This is a genomic window from Brachybacterium sp. NPDC056505, from assembly GCF_042794925.1.
Lineage (GTDB): Bacteria > Actinomycetota > Actinomycetes > Actinomycetales > Dermabacteraceae > Brachybacterium > Brachybacterium kimchii.
Window position 1 is genome coordinate 59,960 of the sequence record NZ_JBHTSV010000002.1, and the last position, 18,050, is coordinate 78,009.

The window sequence follows — 18,050 nt, forward strand, 5'->3', positions numbered from 1 at the left end:
AGCTGTCGGGTCGGCACGTGCCGGGCGGCACTGTGGATATCGTCTCGTCGTCGAGCGATGCGGGAACCGCGTCGAGAAGCAGCGTCATCGAGGATCCGGGGACCCGGGATGGCACCCTCCGGGATCACTCCCGGAGCCGAACGTCAAGAAAACTTCCCTCGCCGATCTTCTATGCTGAAGTTACCACGATGAAGGAGGTCCCGTGCAGGCTCCCCAGGACCGTGACCGAGCTGTGACGTCGCCCGTCGTGCTGGTGGCGGACGTCGGCGGCACCCGCAGCAGATTCCTCGTCGCGCCGGTCGATCCGGACGATCCGCCGCTGATGGCCGAGCCCGTCTTGGGACCCGGTGCGAACCTGCGCTCGAGCGGCCCCGGAGCGCTCGCGGCGCTCGCCGAGCCGGCCCGTCGGGCTCTCGAGACGGCCGGCATCGACGGACCCGCGGCCGCGCGGGAGCGCGTGGGCGCCGCGGTGCTCGGCCTCGCGGGCAACGGCGCGGCCCGCCGACGGGAGATCACCGCAGCGGTGGCCGAGGCGCTCGCGCCGCTCGGCATCGAGCCGGCCCGCCTCACGGCGACCGACGACCACCTCACCGCCTTCCTCAGCGCGGGCGTGGGCGACGACGGCCTGCTGCTGCTCGCCGGCACCGGCTCGGTGTGCGTGCGCTTCGAGGGCCGACGTCCCGCGGAGCGCTGCGACGGGATGGGATGGCTGCTCGGGGACGTGGGCTCCGCGGTCTGGCTGGGGCGCGCCGTGCTGCAGGCGGTCGCCGCCGACATCGACGGCCGCGGACCGCGCACCCGCCTCACCGAGTCCCTCGGCGACGTGCTGGAGCTCGATCTTCGCGACGGGCTCGTCCCGCTCTCCCCCACCGGCGATCCGCGACAGGACCTGGTCGCCGCGATCGACCCGCTCTCCCTCGCCGACCTGGGCCGCTTCGCGCCGCTGCCCGGTTCCCTGTGCGAGGACCAGTTCGACGAGGTCGCCCGCGGGATCCTCGACGGCGCGGGCCGGCACTTCTCCCGCACCGTGCAGCGCCTGGACCCCGAGGCGGCGCTGCCCGTGGTGCTCGCCGGCGGCGTGCTCACGACCCCCGGCCCCATCCACGAAGACCTCGTGACCTGGCTCGAAGCGGCGGGGCGCACCGTGGCCCCCGTCCAGGACGGGCTCGCCGGGGCGCTCCGCCTGGCGCGCGAGGCGGCGGGCGGGCCGGACGGCGCCGCCGGCCCGATCCGATGAGCGCGCCAGCGGAGGACTCGGCACCCGATGACCCCCGTGCAGACGACCGCTCACGCGCGAGGGAGGCCGCGGCGGCCTCGGCGCGCCGCCGCGGCGAGCGTCTGGGCCGCGCGCGGGAGCGCCGTGCCCGGCGAGCCGGACGCGAGGCGGACCTCGCGCTCCGTCTGCGCTCGGAGAACCGCCGCAACACGGTCGCCCTCACCGTCACCGTCGTCCTGTCCCTGGCCGCCACCTTCGCGCTGAGCTCGCTGTTCCCGAGCGAGCGGGAGCGCGAGGCGATCTCCCTCCCGGGCGCCTTCGCCGTCATCGCGATCACCCTGTACGCCGCGAGCTTCGCGCTGCTCACGCACTGGACCTTCCACCGCCTCCCCCGACGCGACGTCGTGATCGCCGCGCGCCTGGCACGGGCACGGCGCGCCTCCGCCTGGCTGCGATGGGTCTCGGGGCGCGGATCCGTCAGCTCCGAAGCGCTGGGGCTCGTCATGCTCGCGGTGCTCGCGATCGTGCTGCTCCTGCTCAGCGAGACCGGCCCCTACCGCGTGGTGCTCCTGGTGACGACGATCGCCGCGATCGTGTGCACCTGGTACTCGACGGCCGTCACCCTCGCCGTCGAGTACGCCGCGGCGGACGGCCATGGCGACGCCTTCGAGCTGGCCGCCGCGCGGCGCGGCTTCGACGAGTACCTCTACGTGTCCATGATCGTGCAGGTCTCGGGCTCGGCGAACGAGAACGTGCCGATCACGAGCGGAGCCCGCCGCCTGGTGCGGCTGCAGGCGCTGCTCGGGCACGTGATGACCTCGGTGGTCGTCGCGCTCGGGATCTCCGTCGTGATCACGGTCCTGTGATCGCTGCAGGATGATCGCCGCCCGCTGAGACCCTGCGGACGGGGTCGCGGATAGGATGGCCGCGCCCCACGGCGTCGGCGCCCCGACCGGACCTCGCGTCCGACGGGACCGGTCGCCGGGGGCCATGATCCGCAAGCCCCGATCGGAAGGCCCTCCGCGATGTCCCACGCCTCCGCCACGCAGCAGACCTCCGCCGAGGACGCCGGCGTCGACGTCCCCAGCCGCGAGAAGGTCCTGGTCGTCGGCGCGGGCCCCGCGGGCCTCGCCGCGGCGGCCGCGCTGAAGGCGCTCCGCGTGCCCTTCGACCTGGTGGACGCGGGCAAGGACGTCGGCGGCATCTGGAGCACCTCTCGCGAGGACTCCCCCGTCTGGCCGGCGATGGAGATGATCTCCTCGACGCAGTTCACGCAGTACGAGGACATGATCCAGCCGGTCTCCTTCCCGCCCTTCCTGCGCCCCGCGCAGATGTCGAAGTACCTGCGCGCCTACGCCGCCCGCTACGACCTCACCGACCATTTCCTGCCGCGCCTCGTGGTGCGCACCGCGAAGCCCTTCGAGGAGGGCGTGTGGCAGGTCGAGTTCTCCGACGGCCGCGTCACGATCTACCGCGCGATCGTCGCCGCCCATGGCGTCTCCTCACGCCCGCACCTGCCGGAATGGGCCGGTGACGTGCCCGAGGGCATCCGAACCCTGCACTCGTCGGACTGGGAGGGCAGCGACGGCCTCGAGGGCCGGCGCGTGCTCGTGGTCGGCTCCGGCCAGTCCGCGGCCGACATCGCCGTGGACGCCGCCCGCCGCGCGCTCGAGGTGCGCTGGTCGGTGCGCACCGGCCACTGGATCGTCCCGCGCACGATCGGCGGGCAGCCGGGCGACGTCGCCGCGTCCCGCGAGCCCTCCGTGCTGGGCGGGCTGAACGAGAAGATCGCCGAGCAGGTCGTGCGCCGCGCCGTCGGCGCCCCGGAGTCGCTGGGCCTGCCCAGGCCCGCCGCTCCCCTGCTCGAGGACGCCGTGATCGTCTCCGACGAGATCGCCCCGCGCATCCGCGACGGCCGCGTCACCCCCACGGGCGACGTCGAGGCGATCGACGAGGACGGCACGGTGTCCTTCACCGGCGGGAACCGCGCCCACGCGGACTTCGCGCCCGACGTCATCGTCTTCGCGACGGGCTACGAGCAGGGCGCCGACTACCTCCCCGACGACGTGGTGCCCCGCACCGCGAGCGGTGAGCTCGACCTGTTCCTCGGCGCCTTCCCGCGCGGCCGCGGCGACCTCGTGCTGCTGGGCCAGCAGCGCGTGAACGGCGGCGTGCTGCCGCTGCTCGTCGAGCAGGCCGACGTCGCCGCCTACGCCCTGCACGCCGAGCGCGAGGGCACCCCGCAGGCCGCGCAGTTCCAGCGTCTGCGCGAGGGCTCGGACGCCCAGGTGCCGCTGCCCGGCGAGTCAGGTCTGCGCGGCCGCCTCGGCGCGCTGCTGCCGCCGCGCCGGGAGGACCGTCGCAGCGCGGGAACGGGTGCGTCGGGCTCCGGCGCATGGGGCTCCGCGGCGGCCGACGACCGCGCCCTCGTCCCCTTCGTGGATCGCGACCTGCTGCTCGCCCGCCTGCGGTCCGTGCGCGCGCTCTTCGACTGATCGGTCGGGCCGACTGATCGGTCGGGCCGCCGGGCGGCCCGGCGCTCGGCCGACGAGCCGGATCGTCGGACGGTCCGGTCACCCGCCCGTGCGGGCGGAGAGGCGCGACGTCCGGGACGCGACGCCCCGAGCTGCGAGTGCGGTCCCGGCGAGCACGGCGAGGCCCACGAGGATCCAGCCGCCCGTCTGCTGATCCGCGAGGGCGTCGGCCCGCCAGGTGCGCCCCGTCGCGCCGAAGCGGTCGGAGGCCAGCAGCGTGCTGCCGAGCGCGACGGCCAGGCCGCTCGCCGCGAGCCCCGCGACGGGCAGGGCGGCGAGGACGATGCGCCACGCGCGGAGGCGACCGGTGGGCTCCCTCGAACCTGCGCCCTCGACTCCCTCCCGCAGGGGACCCGCGCCCGGATCCACGGTCCACCAGGTGAGCGCGCCCAGGACCACCGGGGCCAGGAGCAGCAGCTCGTGCCCGGGGATCGTCGCGAGCGCCGGCCCCAGCAGCGACGGCGTGGCATGCACGAGGACGAGCAGGCCCGTCGGCCCGAGCGCGAGCAGCGGGACGAGCCACGGGTCGCGGTGCAGCAGACGGGCGAGCCCGCCGGGCGTGGGCACGGCACTCGCGAGGAGAGGCCCGACGACCACGAGCAGGAGGCCCTGCTGCAGCAGGTGCGCCGAGCTCAGCACCGGGCCGTAGACACCGAGAGGTCCGCAGACGACGAGCACGAGGAGCACGGCCCCGACGACGAGGCGCGCCTCGGTCGAGCGCGCATGTCGCGCCGAGCGGGGTCCCGTGCGCGGGAAGCGGAGCGCGAACACGAGGCCGAGGGCGAGGGCGATCACCAGGGCGTCGGGCCGCCAGGACGTCAGCAGCGCGGCCGCGCTCGGGGCGGACGGCATGGCGTGACCGGTGAGCTCCGCCGCCGGGCCTGCCGTCGCGCCGCCGAGGAGGCCGGGGGCCGGCAGGAGCGCGAGGATCCCGCCGAGGGCCACGGCGACCACCATCAGCACGAGCTCGATGCCGGCGAGTCGGACGAAGGGACGCCTCGGCCCGTCGGCCCTCATCCCTGTCGCCAGGTGCCTCCGCTGGAGCGCGCCGAGGACGCCGAGCGCGAGCAGGAGCACGATCTTCGCGAGACCCACGAGGCCGAAGGCCGTGGTCACCAGGTCCAGCGGCGAGCCGAGGCGGGTCAGCAGCGCCCACAGCCCGCTGAGCGCGAGCACGCACCACGCGAGCAGCGCCAGATGGGAGAAGCGGGCGATGACGGCCCGCGCGTCCGTGAGCGGGCCGCGGGCGCGCAGCAGCAGGATCGCGCCGAGCCCGCCCAGCCACACCGACATCGCGAGGACGTGCACCAGCACCGGCACCGCCGCCCCCGCTTGAGGGAGCAGGAACCCCTGGTCGCCGAGCACCCGGATCGTGATGCCGAGGACCGCGAGCACTCCCGTGAGCAGGCCGACGATCCGGGCACGGGCACTCGTGCCGAGGCCCGCCGCGAGCAGCGTGATGAGGGCGGCGAGGGCGGCGACGAGAGCGGGCACCAGACGCGGTGCGGGCGCGAGGGCCAGCAGCTGGGTGAGGGTCCAGACGCCGCCGAGCACCGCGATCGGGGTCATCGCGCGGGCACGGTCCGCGGGCGCGACCAGCACCAGGCAGGCGAGCAGGGAGGCGCCGAGCGCGCCGGCCGCGGCGAGGTCCTCGATCACCCCCAGGAGGACAGGGAGCGTGCTCACGCGCCGGCCGAGCCCATGCCCTGGGTGACGAGCACGCCGAGCCAGAGCGCGGCCATGCCGAGCGCCGCGGTCACCAGCAGGTAGCCGACGGAGATCACCGGAGTGCCGCGCCGTGCGAGCTGGACGACGTCGAGGGCGGCGCCCGCGAGGGTCGACAGCCCGCCGCAGACGCCCGCCCCGAGCAGCAGGAACAGGTAGCGCACGGCACCCGTGGGCTCCGCGCCGATCCGGGTGACGACGATGCCCAGCAGGAAGCATGCGACGACGTTCGCGATCATCGTCGGCCACGGCACGACCTCGAGGAGGATCGAGGGGCTCTCACGCCGATCGATGGCGCGCGAGAAGCTCTCGCGCACGGCCCAGCGCGCGGCCGCGCCGATGCCGCATCCGGCGCCGACGACGAGCACGGAGAGGATGCCCAGCAGGATCGTCATCGTCCCTCCCCCTCGCTCGGGCGGCGGGGCGCCGGCGCGGCCGACCGCGGGCTCGGGCGCGAGGGCGACCGCGGACTCGGGGCGGCGGGCGTCGCGGAGGAGAGCGTCGTGTGCACCTCGGCGTCGCCCGGGGCGTCGAGGGAGGGCACGGGCGCCGGGGCGTCGGACGCGTCGGACTCGGGCGTCAGGGCCTCGGCGCTCCCGCTCCCGGGGTCCGCGTCGGCCCCTGCTCCGGCCCCCGAGGCGGCTCCGCTGGCGGTGGTGGAGGCGGTGGCGGCGGCGCCCACGCGGGAGAAGCGGCGCGAACGGGAGGGGGCCGGGGCGTGCGCGGCGCGGGCGCCTCCGAAGGGCCTCCCACCGAGCCGGATCCCGCGACGGTGCAGCAGTGCGGCGAGACCCAGCCCGAGCAGCACCCCGCCGATCGCACCGAACACCGTGATCGCTCCGTACATGAACGCGAGCGCCGGGAAGTCGGCGCCGATCATCGCGGAGCCCTCGAGCACCACCCCGGAGTAGATGGTGAAGCCCTCGAGGAAGCCGATGCCCAGCAGCGGGCGCATCCAGCGGGGCGCGTCGGGCTGGCGCTCGAGCAGGCCCGTGAGGATCCCGAGGCCCACGCAGCCCAGCACGTTCACGAGCAGCGTCGAGCGCGGCACCTCGATGAGGGTGGGCGTCTGGATCGTGGGCATGAGCAGTGTGAACAGTTCGCGAAGCACTCCGCCCGCGACGCCGCCGCAGGCCACGAGCAGCATCGTGCGCTGCCAGGACAGCGGAGGCAGTCCGGGGCCCGAGCTGAGGGTCTCGGAGTCCTCCTCCTCGGCGGTGACGCTGACGGCCTCCATCTCGACAGTGCGCATGCGCGGATCGTCGCGGCGGCGCGGTGCGGGAGGCGTGGTCACCGCACCAGGGTACCGAGGAGGAGCCGGGCGGACCTGCGCGCGCCGCGGACGGTCACCACGGCGGCGTCGCGGGGGCTCAGCCCCACACGAGGCCCAGCTGGGGCTGCTCGAGCACAGCGGAGATGTCGCGCAGCAGCTCCGAGCCGAGCGCACCGTCGATGAGGCGGTGGTCGAAGCTCAGGGCGAGCTGGGTCACCTCGCGGATCTCGATCTTCCCGTCGACCGCCCAGGGCTTCTGCTTGACCGCCCCCATGCCCAGGATCACGGACTCGCCCGGGTTCAGGATCGGGGTGCCCGAGTCGATGCCGAAGACGCCGAAGTTCGTGACCGTGATGGTGCCGTTGCGCGTCGCCGACAGCGGCGTCGACCCGGAGCGCGCGGTCTTGGCGAGGTCGTTGATGCCCTCGGCGAGCTCCTTGAGGGTGAGCAGGTGGGCGTCCTTGATGTTGGGCACGATGAGTCCGCGCGGGGTGGCCGCGGCGATGCCCAGGTTCACGAAGTGCTTGTAGACGATCTCCTGCGCCGCCTCGTCCCACGAGGCGTTGACCTCCGGGTTCCGGCGGATCGCGACGAGCAGGGCCTTCGCGACGATCGCGAGCGGGGAGATCTTGACGTCGGCCCATTCGCGGGACGCGCGCAGCGAGCGCACGAGGTCCATGGTCGCGGTCATGTCGACCTCGTTGAACACGGTCACGTGCGGGGCGGTGAAGGCGCTCGAGACCATCGCCTCGGCGGTGCGCTTGCGCACCGAGCGGATCGGCACCCGCGTGGTCCGGTCGTCGCTGGTCACACCCGAGAACGACTGCTGGTTCATGGGCTGGCTGGTCGCCGACTTCATGGTGCCGTGCAGCGAGGCGGGCGCCTGCGGGGACTCGTCCGGGAAGTAGTCGCCGTCGCCGGGCATCTCGTCGCCGATCGCGCGCTGCTGGGCCGCGAGCACGTCCTCGCGGGTGACGGTCCCGCCGGGGCCGGTGGCGAAGACGTCGGCGAGGGCGATGCCGAGGTCGCGGGCGAGCTTGCGCACGGGTGGCTTGGCGAGGATGCGGTCGATCGGCACCTGCGGGTCCTCGCCCTCCTGCGCGGCGGCGCGGCGGCGACGGCGGGCGCTGCTCGGGCGCGCGCCGTAGCCCACGAGATTCTTGGGCTGCTCGTCCTCGGCGGCGGGGGCGGGGGCGGCAGCGGTGGCAGTGGCGGGCACGGTGTCGTCGAGGGGCTCGGAGGTCTCGCCGGTCGCCTCCTGGGCCTGGGCCGCGAGCTCCCCGGCCGATGGGTCCGGCTCGGTGGCGGCGCCGTCGGGCGCGGGGCTGGCGTCATCGGCCGCGGGGCCGGCGTCGTCGGCCGATCCGGCGGGCGCGGGGCCGCTGCCGTCGGCATCGGTGTCGACCTCGATGAGCGGGGCGCCCACCTGCACCTCGTCGCCCACGGCGACGAGCACGCGGGTGACGCGGCCGGCGATGTGGCTGGGCAGCTCGACGGCGGACTTCGCGGTCTCGACCTCGATGACGGGATCGTTGATGGCGACCGTGTCGCCCACGCTCACCTTGATGTCGAGGATCTCGGCCTCGGTGAGTCCTTCGCCGGGGTCGGTGAGGGTGATCATGACGAGGGTGCTCATCGTCGGGTCCTTCCGTTCACGCCGCTGTCGGGGCGCTGGTCAGTGGGCGAAGGGGACATCGCAGGGAGGCGGAGGCGGTGGGGCGCCGTCAGTATGCGAGGGAACGGTCGACGGCGTCGAGCACGCGGTCGAGGTCGGGCAGGTAGGCCTCCTCCATCCGCGCCGGCGGATAGGGCGTGTGATAGCCGCCGACGCGCAGCACGGGCGCCTCGAGATGGAAGAAGCACTGCTCGGAGACGCGGGCGGCGACCTCGCCGCCGATCGCCCCGAAGACGGGGGCCTCGTGGACGATCACCAGACGGCCGGTGCGCTTCACCGACTCGACGACCGTGGGGACGTCGAAGGGCGAGATCGAGCGGGCGTCGATCACCTCGAGGTCCAGGCCGTCCTCGGTCGCGGCCTCGGCGGCCTCACGGGCCACGGAGACCGAGGGACCCCAGGCCAGCAGCGTCGCGTCGCTCCCGGGGCGCACGATCTTCGCGCTGTGCATGCCGGTCGCGGGCCGCACGTCGGTGTCGACGTCGCCCTTGATCCAATACTGCTTCTTGGGCTCGAAGACGATCACCGGGTCGTCGGACTCGATGGCCTCGCGGGTCATCCAGTAGCCGTCCTGCGCGTTCGAGGGGGTGACGATGCGCAGGCCCGCGGTGTGGGCGAACAGCGCCTCGGGGCTCTCCGAGTGGTGCTCGACCGCGCCGATGCCGCCGCCGTAGGGGATGCGGATGACCATCGGCACCCGCACCTGCCCGCGGGTGCGGTAGTGCATCTTCGCCAGCTGCGTGGTGATCTGGTTGAAGGCGGGGAAGACGAAGCCGTCGAACTGGATCTCGACGACGGGCCGGTAGCCGCGGTAGCACAGGCCGATGCCCGTGCCCACGATGCCCGCCTCGCCCAGCGGGGTGTCCACGACGCGTTCGCCGCCGAACTCGGCGTGCAGCCCGTCGGTGACGCGGAAGACGCCGCCGAGCAGACCGATGTCCTCGCCCATCAGCATGACCTTCTCGTCGGCCCGCATGGCGTCGCGCAGGCCCGCGGTGATCGCCTTCGCGATCGGAAGCTTCACGGTGCTCATCGACGGCCCTCCTCGGCGGACTCGGAGGCGGCCTGGTCGCCGGCGTCCTCGAACTGGGAGCGGTAGCGCTCGAACTCCGCGCGCTCGGCCTCGACCAGCGGGTGCGGATCTGCGTAGACGTGGCTGAAGATCTCGATCGGGTCGGGATCGGCCATCGCGTGGATCTCGTGGTGCAGGGCCATCGCCAGGTCGTGGCCCTCCTCCTCGCAGCGGCGGACGAACTCCTCGTCGACCTCGTCCTGGGCCTCGAGGTAGCGGCGCAGGCGGTCGATCGGGTCCTTCGCCGCCCACTCCTCCTCCTCGGCGCGGGCGCGGTAGCGCGTGGGGTCGTCGCTCGTGGTGTGCGCGGCCATCCGGTAGGTGACGGCCTCGATGTAGCTCGGACCCTCGCCCTCGCGGGCGGCGTCGAGCGCGAGGCGCACGGCGCCGTAGACGGCCAGCACGTCGTTGCCGTCGATGCGGACGCTGGGGATGCCCCAGCCGCGCGAGCGCTGGGCGAGCGGGACCCGGGACTGGACGGTGGCGGGCACGGAGATCGCCCACTGGTTGTTCTGGGTGAAGAAGACCGTCGGCGCCTGGAAGGAGGCGGCGAAGGTGAAGCCCTCGCTGACCTCGCCCTCCGAGGAGCTGCCGTCGCCGAACAGGGTGAGCACCGCGGTGTCGGACTCGAGGTCGCCGGTGCCCACGAGGCCGTCGCGCTGCAGGCCCATCGCGTAGCCGACGGCCTGCGGGACCTGCGCGCCGAGCACGAGCATGTAGGGATGGGTGCGCAGCTCGTAAGGGTCGTAGCTGCCGTGGGCGATGCCGCGCCAGACGTCCAGCAGGCGCCAGGGCTCGATGCCGCGCGCCCAGGCGATGCCGTGCTCGCGGTACGTGGGCACCAGGTAGTCCTGGGTGCGGGCCGCATGGCCGGCACCGATCTGCGCGGCCTCCTGCCCGAGGGCGCTCGCCCACAGGCCCAGCTGCCCCTGGCGCTGCAGGGAGGTGGCCTCGAGGTCCGCGGCGCGGATCATCACCATGTCGCGGTAGTAGCGGCGCAGGTCCTCGCCCGTGAGGTGGGCGACGGCGGCGTCGAGCTCCTCGTGAGGTGTGCGGGTGCCGTCCGGCGCGACGAGCTGGATCAGGGGCTCGTCGTCGGCGTGCTCGGGAATTGTCGTGCGGAAGACGCTCACGGGGACGAGGTTAACCTACGGAGCCGTAAGTTCCAACGGAATCGCCGTGAGCGGGTCGCCAGCCGGGCGGCCGGTCGCGTCAGTCCCAGGTCACCGGGCGCTTGTCATCGGCGAGGTCGACGGAGGGCCTGCCCAGGCTGCCGCCGTAGAGCAGGTCGCAGGTGCCCTTCTGACCGCCCTTGCTGCACTCCATCGTGGTGTCCACGCCGCCGAGGGAGTCCTTCGCGGTCACGTAGGTGACCTCGTCGTACCCGGGCTCGGCCGTGAGCTTGTCGAGCTTGCGCTCGGTGGACCCTGGAAGGGAGCGCTTGACCGTCTTGTCCTTGGCCTTCCAGCCGTCGGAGGACGTGCCCTGGATCTTCTGGAGGCCGCAGCCGGCCTTGAGCGTGTTCTGCTCCACGCACGTGTCGACCGACTTCTTGACGGCCTCGCGGAAGGCCTTCTGGCCGTCGTCCGTGAGCTTCGCCTTGGGCCAGTCCGGGTAGTCGTCGCCCAGCCCGTAGACCAGGGTCGCCTCCCCGTCGAGGCCGAAGAGCTTCTCGTCCATGCCCACCGTGTACGAGCCCGGCAGCGCGGAGTACTCCGTGCCGGGCTTCACCTCGGCGTCGTTGACCGTGAGGCCCAGGCCGGAGAAGCCCTCCGGCACGTCCATGTACGTCTCGAGACCGGTGACCACCTCGTAGGTGCCGTCGTCGTCGTAGTCCTGCATCGAGATCTCGCCGCTCGCGGGCTTGCCGCCCACCGTGTAGTCGACCGTCACCTTCCCCGAGAGCGACGACATCTGCGGCTCGCCGATGGTCACGTCGGCGACCTGCGCCTCCTTGAGCGCCTTCGCGTAGGCGTCCTCCTCGAGGGTCTCCTGGTTCGAGTGGTCCTGGGCCTGGATCACCTCGAGCGCGGGCTGGGGATCCCCGTCGACCAGGGAGTCCATGTACTCCTTGCCGAGCGCGCTCACCTGCTCCTCGGGCGAGGCGGTCTTTGCGGCGCCCCCGCCTCCCCCGTCGTCGCGCTTGCCCAGGCCGACGACGACCGCGATCACCACCACGAGCACGATCACGAGGAGGAAGGCGACGGCGGCGATGACCAGCCCGATGATCAGCCCCGTGCGGCTCTTCCGGGGCGGCTGGTTCGGGTCGCCGGGGCCGCCGAATCCGCCCGGCTGACCTGGCCCTCCGGGGCCGGTCGGCTGACCTGGCCCTCCGGGGCCGGTCGGCCCTTCGGGACCCGACCCGCCGTACGGGGCGCCCGCGCCGCTCGCCCCGGCGGCGCCCTGCGCGCCCGGGTACTGCGGCGCCGGGGAGCTCGGGCCCGACGGCCACGAGGCGGAGGACTGCGGCGAGCCGCCCTGGTTCTGCGAGAAGTCCTGGCTCTGCGCACTCCCCTGCCCCTGCGCGGGATCGGGGTACTGCTGCCGCCAGGGCGAGGCCTCCCCCTGTCCGTCCTGGTGCGGCTGGCCGTTCTGCGGGCCCTCGGGCATCGGTCCGGTCATGGTCTTCCCCTCTGCCGCTTTCGTGATCCGCGGCACTCGTCCCCTGAGTCTAGGCTGAACGCGTGACCCACCGCGCGCCGCGACCAGCCGCCAGGAGCGCGCGTCTGGCGCACTCGGACCTCCTCGCCCGGATCCGGCCCGACGGCTACAGCGAGCACGGCTTCGCGCTCGACGTCGGGGGCATCGAGCAGTCGCACGTGGACCTCGAGGACCCGAGGGTGATCCGCCACGAGTACCTCCGGCGCATCGCCCACGTGGTCGACACCGCCGCGGAGCCCGGGTCGCCCGTGCGCGTGCTGCACCTCGGGGCGGGCGCGCTCACGCTGGCGCGGTACGTGCAGGCCACGCGTCCCGGCTCCCCGCAGGTGGTGGTCGAGATCGAGCGGGAGCTCCCGGACCTCGTGACCTCCGCGCTGCCCCTGCCGCGCGGCACGGACCTCGAGGTCCGGATCGGCGATGCTGCCGAGGAGCTCGCGGCGATGGGGTCGGACGGGTCGACCGTGGTGGTCGGGTCGGGTGGTCCGGGCGGGCCGGTCGGATCGGGCGGCAGGGGCGGGTTCGACGTGATCGTCGTCGACGTGTTCAGCGGGCAGAGCACGCCGGCGCACCTCACCCGCGAGGGATTCTTCGCCGACGCCCTGGAGCGCCTGTCCGAGCGCGGGGTGATGGCGGTGAACGTGGGCGACGACGCGGGCCTGCGCTTCTTCGCGGCGCAGGCCCGGGCTCTCGATGCCGCGACCGAGGCGGCGGGTCTCGCCGGCGTGTGGACCCTGGCGGACGAGCAGGTGGTGCGCTCGCTCGACGAGGGGAACCTGGTGCTGGCCGCGGGGCCCGGGCTGGAGCGCTCACGCGGCACGGATCCCGTGCGCCTGCGCGAGCGCTGGCTCGCGGGCGGCCCGCATCCGGCCGTCGTGCTGGACCCGGCCGAGACCAGCCGCCTGATCGGTGGGATCGGAGAGGACGCGCACGGATCGCGACCCGCTCGCCGCCCCCGCTGAGCACCGAGCGCCGTGCACCGGGCACGGTCGGCGAGCGCGGTCAGCCCTCCTGCGCCTCCCGCCATTCCTGGGCGATCGAGAGGAGGAGGTCGTTCGCCTCGCGCTCCCCCACGGTGACGCGCACGCCGTCGGTCCCGTAGGCGCGGACCACGAGGCCGCGGGCGTCGGCGAAGGCGGCGAACTCGGCGCTGCGCTCCCCGAGCGGGAAGTACACGAAGTTCCCCTGCGAGACGGGCAGCTCCCAGCCCTGGGCGGCGAGGACCTGCTCGAGGCGCCCCCGCTGCTCGCGGATCCAGGCGGCACGGTGCTCGAGCTCGGCCGCGGCGTCGGGCTCGAAGGTCGCCAGTGCCGCGGCCTGCGCGATCGAGCTCGCACCGAAGGGCACCGTGACCTGGCCGAGCGCCGCCGCCAGGCGCGGGTGCGCGACCGCGTACCCCACGCGCAGCCCGGCGATGCCCTGCATCTTGGAGAAGGTGCGCAGCAGCACCACGTTGCCGTGCTCCGCGAAGAGGCGGGCGGTGTCGGCGAGGCGCACGGGGTCGACGAACTCGCGGTAGGCCTCGTCGAGGGCGACGACCACGTGGTCGGGCACGCGCGCGAGGAAGTCCTCGATCTGCGCTGTGGTCAGCGCGGGCCCGGTGGGGTTGTTCGGGGTGCACAGGATGACCAGACGGGTGCGCTCGGTGATCGCCTCCGCCATCGCCGGCAGGTCGTGCTCGAAGGCGGGGGTGAGCGGGACCTGGACGTCGACGCCGCCGTGGCTGCGCACCAGGATCGGGTAGGCCTCGAAGGACCGCCAGGCGAAGACCACCTCGTCGCCCGGATCCACGAGCGCCCGCACCAGGTCGCCGGAGACGGCGACGGACCCGGTGGACAGGGCGATGTTCTCGGGGCCGACGGCGCGCCGCGACGTGCTGTGGTGGTCGGCGATCGCCTCGCGAAGGTCGAGGGCGCCCATGTCCGGGTAGAGGTTGGCGTGCAGCGTGGCACGGTTGACGGCCTCGATCACCTGCGGCAGCGGCTCGAACGGCGACTCGTTCGAGGAGACCTTGAAGCGGCGCACGCCGTCGTCGGCCGCGGGCTTCCCGGGCACGTAGGCGGGCAGCGCATCGAGGGCGGAGCGCAGGCGGATGTTCTCGGCGGGGGTGGCGGGCATGCCCCCAGGCTAGGCCGACGGGCGCGGCCCGCGCCGCGCGCCCCAGGATCCGGGCCGGACCGGGCGGACCGGGACGGCCCGGCCGCGCCTGCCCGTCGGGCCCGCTCGCGGCCCCGGTTCGTCAGGCCCGCTCGCGGTCCCGGTCGCCGTCCACGCCGAGGATCGCCTCGAAGATCGAGGACAGGATGCCCACGATCACGCCGGCGAGCAGGGCCCACCAGAAGCTGTCGAACTCCAGCGGCAGGCCGAACAGGCCCGCGACCCACGCCGTGAGCAGCAGCATGAGCGCGTTGATGACCAGCATGAACAGCCCCAGCGTGAGACAGGTCAGCGGCAGGGCGAAGAACGAGAGGATCGGCTTCACGATCGCGTCGACGATCGCGAAGATCAGCGCGATGCCGGCGACCGTGAGGACCTGGCCGAGGATCGTGCCGTCGCCCTCTCCCAGGTGCATGCCCGGCAGCAGGAGGGAGGTGAGCCAGAGTGCGACGCCCACGATGATGAGGTGCCCGATGAACCTGAACATGGGTGGAGTCTTCCAGAGCCGCCCGTGAGCGGCCAGGGGATGTCCCGCGCGTCGGCCCGCTGCCCCGCCTCGCCCTGCCTCGCCATCCGGCCGATGGCGCGTGCCCGCGCGCCGCTCTGGAACAATGGGGCCATGCCGCAGAGCTTCGCCGACCTGACGCCCCCGATCGCCCTCACGCCGCTGGACGGCCGCTACCGCGACCAGGTCGCGCCGCTGGTCGACCACCTCTCCGAGGCCGCCTTGAACCGTTCCCGGCTGATCGTGGAGACCGAGTGGGTCATCCACCTCCTGGACAACGAGGCGATCCCGGGCCTGCGCACCCTCACGGAGGGCGAGCGCGCCCTGCTGCGCGCGATCCCCGAGGACTTCGGCGCCGAGGGCATCGCCGAGCACAAGGAGATCGAGCGCGAGACCGTGCACGACGTCAAGGCCGTCGAGTACTACATCAAGCGCCGCCTGCACGGCACCTCCCTCGAGCCGCTCGCCGAGATCGTGCACATCTACTGCACGAGCGAGGACGTCAACAACCTCGCCTACGCGCTCATGATCAAGGGCGCCGTCCACGACGTGTGGCTCCCCGCCTTCGAGGGCGTGGTCGCCCAGATCGCCGACCTCGCCCGCGAGACAGCCGACGTCCCGATGCTCGCGCGCACCCACGGCCAGCCGGCGACGCCCACCACGCTGGGCAAGGAGCTCGCGGTGTTCGCGCACCGTCTGCAGCGGCAGGCGCGGCGGATCCCCGCCAACCAGACCCTCGGGAAGATCAACGGCGCGACCGGCACGTACGCGGCGCACGCGATCTCCGTGCCGGACACCGACTGGGAGCAGATCTCCCGCAGCTTCGTGGAGCACCTCGACCTCACCTGGAACCCGCTGACCACCCAGATCGAGTCCCACGACTGGCAGGCGGAGCTGTACGCGGACATGGCCCGCGCGGGCCGCATCCTCCACAACGTCGCGACCGACGTGTGGACGTACATCTCGCTGGGCTACTTCCGTCAGCGCCTCTCCGCGCAGGGCGGCACGGGCTCCTCGACGATGCCGCACAAGGTGAACCCGATCCGCTTCGAGAACGCCGAGGCGAACCTCGAGATCTCCGGCGCGCTGCTCGACGTGCTCAGCCAGACCCTCGTCACCTCGCGCATGCAGCGCGACCTCACCGACTCCACGACGCAGCGCAACGTGGCCCCGGCGATCGGGCACTCGCTGCTGGCGATCCAGAACATCGCCAAGGGCCTCGCGGGGCTCGACGTGGACGCCGAGGCGATGGCCGCCGACCTCGAGGGCAACTGGGAGGTGCTCGGCGAGGCCGTCCAGTCCGTCATGCGCACCCTGGGCGTCCAGGGCCACGAAGGCCTGGACAACCCCTACGAGCGGCTCAAGGAGCTCACCCGCGGACACCGCGTGACCGGCGAGGACATGCGAGCCTTCATCGGGGATCTGGGCCTGCCCGATGCCGAGCGGGATCGTCTGCTGGCCCTCACCCCGGCGTCGTACGTCGGCTACGCGCCGCGGCTCGTGGGGCACCTGGACGACTGATCGCCCGCCCGCGCCCCCAGAGCAGGACGACCGCCGAGATCGCCAGGATCCACGGCAGGTAGGCCACGTAGCGGAAGGGCTCGGCGATGGGAGCGGCCGCCATCAGGGTCGCCCACAGCAGCAGGGCCGGGAAGGCGACGACGAGGACCTCGCCCCGTCGGCCGTACCAGGCGGCCGCCATGACGAGCGCGAGCGCCCACACCCAGGTCCCTGCACCCGGTGTGGCCTCCAGCCCTCCGCGGTACACGGACTCCATCCGGGTCCCGACGACCTCCCCCAGCAGAGGCCGCTTCACGACGCCATGGCCCGCGAGGTCCGCCAGGATCTCGTCACGGTCCCCGGGCGCGTTCGAGATCGGCTCGAGGAAGAACGACTGCGAGGTGCCGCCGACTCCGATGGCGTCCCATCGCCACAGCTGCGAGGTCTGATCGCGGTATCCGGCGAGCATCGGCCCCGGGCAGCGGCCCAGCGTGCGGGCGAAGACCGCCAGGAACTCGCCCCGGGAGCCCTGGAGGGCGTCCTCGGAGAAGGCGGGGTCGTACTTCACGGGGTCCACGCTCTGCGGGCGGAAGACGTCGCGCCACGTCTGCGCCGGCATGATCCTCTCCAGGGTGCGGGCGTCCTCGGGCGCGATGCACTGCGGCTCGTGGACGAGGGTGCTGCCCACCATCTGCAGGGGCACGCCCAGGCTCTCGACGCTCTTCTGCGGGCCCGCGGCGAGGGTCAGGATCTGCTGCGGGAGCAGCGCGACCACGACGATGCCCGCGACCCACACGCACGCCGTGCGCCGCGCCCTCCGCGCCAGCACGACGATGAGCACGCCGACCAGCACGAGGATCACCAGAGCGTTGTTCCGGGTGAGGGCGAAGCCGAGCGCCGACACCACCATCGCGCAGAGGAAGCCCCGACTGCGCAGGCACCGCCCGCCCGTCTGCTGGATGCTCAGCAGCACGGGCACCAGCAGCAGCGTGAAGCCCGTGAACGCGGCATCCTTGACCAGGGCGAACGTGAAGTTCGCCGTGATCGGCAGGAACCCGAGCACCACCGCGAGGACGAGGAGCACCGCACGCGGGACCCCCGTCCTCGAGAGCACCTGCAGCGTCCAGGACAGGCCGAGGCCGTACAGGATCACCTGCAGCAGCACGAGGGCGATGATCCCCGGGAGCATGCTGCCGGTGACGAGGCGCAGGCCGTGCACGACCCCGCTGATGATCATCGAGTAGACGAGCGGCTGCTGCGGGGCGACGCCGAGCGGATTGCGGATGCTCCAATAGGTGTCGTTCATCGCGTCCAGCGGCCCCACCGCCGCCCACATCAGCAGCCAGAGCACCGCGCTGATCCCTGCCATGCCCAGGCACGACCGCCACGAGGCGGGGCCGCCCGCCGCTCCGCGCGCAGCCGGGCCGCCCGGTGGGTCCGCGTCGGCCCTCGGTGCGCCGGCCCCCTCCGCGGCGCACCGCTCGGTCCTCCCGCGCGCGTCCACGGCGCTGAGCAGGATCCACATCCCCGCGGCGATCACCGCCGCGACCACGAGGTGCCGGCCGACCCTCCCGCCGCTCCACGGCATCTGCTGGACGGGGACGGCGAGGGCGTCGACCAGAGCGAGGAGAAGGGCGGGCGCGAGCGCGAACACCACCTTGCGTGCGCCGCCGCGCAGGAGCTCGAGCGCCACACGGGCATCCCATCACACTCGGGATCCGGCTCGAGCGCGACC

At 73.5% G+C, this 18,050-nt stretch carries 15 protein-coding genes; 5 read left to right on the forward strand and 10 right to left on the reverse strand.

The window, feature by feature from the left end:
• The first annotated feature begins 202 nt into the window (after positions 1-202).
• The 3 genes from ACFQ53_RS02065 to ACFQ53_RS02075 all read left to right on the forward strand — a co-directional run bounded on the left by ACFQ53_RS02065 (position 203) and on the right by ACFQ53_RS02075 (position 3,711).
• Positions 203-1,237 carry an N-acetylglucosamine kinase gene (locus tag ACFQ53_RS02065; RefSeq protein ID WP_377854646.1) on the forward strand — a complete coding sequence of 345 codons (1,035 nt, stop codon included), beginning with the start codon at positions 203-205 and terminating at the stop codon, positions 1,235-1,237.
• Positions 1,234-2,082 (forward strand): hypothetical protein, encoded by an 849-nt coding sequence (locus ACFQ53_RS02070; protein ID WP_377854649.1) that lies wholly within the window; start codon positions 1,234-1,236, stop codon positions 2,080-2,082. The genes ACFQ53_RS02065 and ACFQ53_RS02070 overlap by 4 nt, the downstream gene beginning before the upstream one ends.
• A 159-nt stretch (positions 2,083-2,241) precedes the next feature.
• Positions 2,242-3,711, forward strand: coding sequence for a flavin-containing monooxygenase (locus tag ACFQ53_RS02075; RefSeq protein WP_377854652.1), 1,470 nt, complete (start codon positions 2,242-2,244; stop codon positions 3,709-3,711).
• A 78-nt stretch (positions 3,712-3,789) separates the two neighbouring features.
• Here the strand turns inward: ACFQ53_RS02075 and ACFQ53_RS02080 are convergent, their stop codons facing one another.
• The 7 genes from ACFQ53_RS02080 to ACFQ53_RS02110 form a co-directional block, all read right to left on the reverse strand.
• Complete coding sequence (locus tag ACFQ53_RS02080; RefSeq protein WP_377854655.1) at positions 3,790-5,436, reverse strand: CopD family protein; 1,647 nt, start codon at positions 5,434-5,436, stop codon at positions 3,790-3,792.
• Positions 5,433-5,870, reverse strand: a complete 438-nt coding sequence (locus ACFQ53_RS02085; RefSeq protein WP_249480990.1) for a CrcB family protein — start codon at positions 5,868-5,870, stop codon at positions 5,433-5,435. Before ACFQ53_RS02085 ends, ACFQ53_RS02080 begins: the two co-directional genes overlap by 4 nt.
• Complete coding sequence (locus tag ACFQ53_RS02090) at positions 5,867-6,769, reverse strand: fluoride efflux transporter FluC (RefSeq protein WP_377854659.1); 903 nt, start codon at positions 6,767-6,769, stop codon at positions 5,867-5,869. The genes ACFQ53_RS02085 and ACFQ53_RS02090 overlap by 4 nt, the downstream gene beginning before the upstream one ends.
• A gap of 76 nt (positions 6,770-6,845) precedes the next feature.
• Positions 6,846-8,384 carry a dihydrolipoamide acetyltransferase family protein gene (locus tag ACFQ53_RS02095; RefSeq protein ID WP_377854662.1) on the reverse strand — a complete coding sequence of 513 codons (1,539 nt, stop codon included), beginning with the start codon at positions 8,382-8,384 and terminating at the stop codon, positions 6,846-6,848.
• Positions 8,385-8,472: 88 nt separating this feature from the next.
• Positions 8,473-9,456 carry an alpha-ketoacid dehydrogenase subunit beta gene (locus tag ACFQ53_RS02100; RefSeq protein WP_377854665.1) on the reverse strand — a complete coding sequence of 328 codons (984 nt, stop codon included), beginning with the start codon at positions 9,454-9,456 and terminating at the stop codon, positions 8,473-8,475.
• Positions 9,453-10,628, reverse strand: coding sequence for a thiamine pyrophosphate-dependent enzyme (locus tag ACFQ53_RS02105; RefSeq protein WP_249480997.1), 1,176 nt, complete (start codon positions 10,626-10,628; stop codon positions 9,453-9,455). The genes ACFQ53_RS02100 and ACFQ53_RS02105 overlap by 4 nt, the downstream gene beginning before the upstream one ends.
• Positions 10,629-10,707: 79 nt before the next feature.
• Positions 10,708-12,117, reverse strand: a complete 1,410-nt coding sequence (locus ACFQ53_RS02110; protein ID WP_377854668.1) for a hypothetical protein — start codon at positions 12,115-12,117, stop codon at positions 10,708-10,710.
• 62 nt (positions 12,118-12,179) lie between these two features.
• Between ACFQ53_RS02110 and ACFQ53_RS02115 the strand changes: the two genes are divergently transcribed.
• Entirely contained in the window at positions 12,180-13,115 is a 936-nt protein-coding gene (locus ACFQ53_RS02115; RefSeq protein WP_377854671.1) for a spermidine synthase, read from the forward strand.
• Positions 13,116-13,155: 40 nt separating this feature from the next.
• Here the strand turns inward: ACFQ53_RS02115 and ACFQ53_RS02120 are convergent, their stop codons facing one another.
• Entirely contained in the window at positions 13,156-14,271 is a 1,116-nt protein-coding gene (locus ACFQ53_RS02120) for a histidinol-phosphate transaminase (RefSeq protein ID WP_377854674.1), read from the reverse strand.
• 121 nt (positions 14,272-14,392) lie between these two features.
• Positions 14,393-14,797 carry a phage holin family protein gene (locus ACFQ53_RS02125; RefSeq protein ID WP_200502851.1) on the reverse strand — a complete coding sequence of 135 codons (405 nt, stop codon included), beginning with the start codon at positions 14,795-14,797 and terminating at the stop codon, positions 14,393-14,395.
• A gap of 132 nt (positions 14,798-14,929) precedes the next feature.
• On the opposite strand from ACFQ53_RS02125, the gene purB reads away from it, so the two are divergent.
• Positions 14,930-16,336, forward strand: coding sequence for an adenylosuccinate lyase (gene purB / locus ACFQ53_RS02130; RefSeq protein WP_377854678.1), 1,407 nt, complete (start codon positions 14,930-14,932; stop codon positions 16,334-16,336).
• Here purB and ACFQ53_RS02135 read toward each other — a convergent pair.
• On the reverse strand, positions 16,278-18,008 hold the full coding sequence (locus tag ACFQ53_RS02135; RefSeq protein WP_377854681.1) for a DUF6020 family protein: 1,731 nt from the start codon (positions 18,006-18,008) through the stop codon (positions 16,278-16,280). The two genes, purB and ACFQ53_RS02135, sit on opposite strands and share 59 nt — an antisense overlap.
• Positions 18,009-18,050 lie beyond the last annotated feature (42 nt).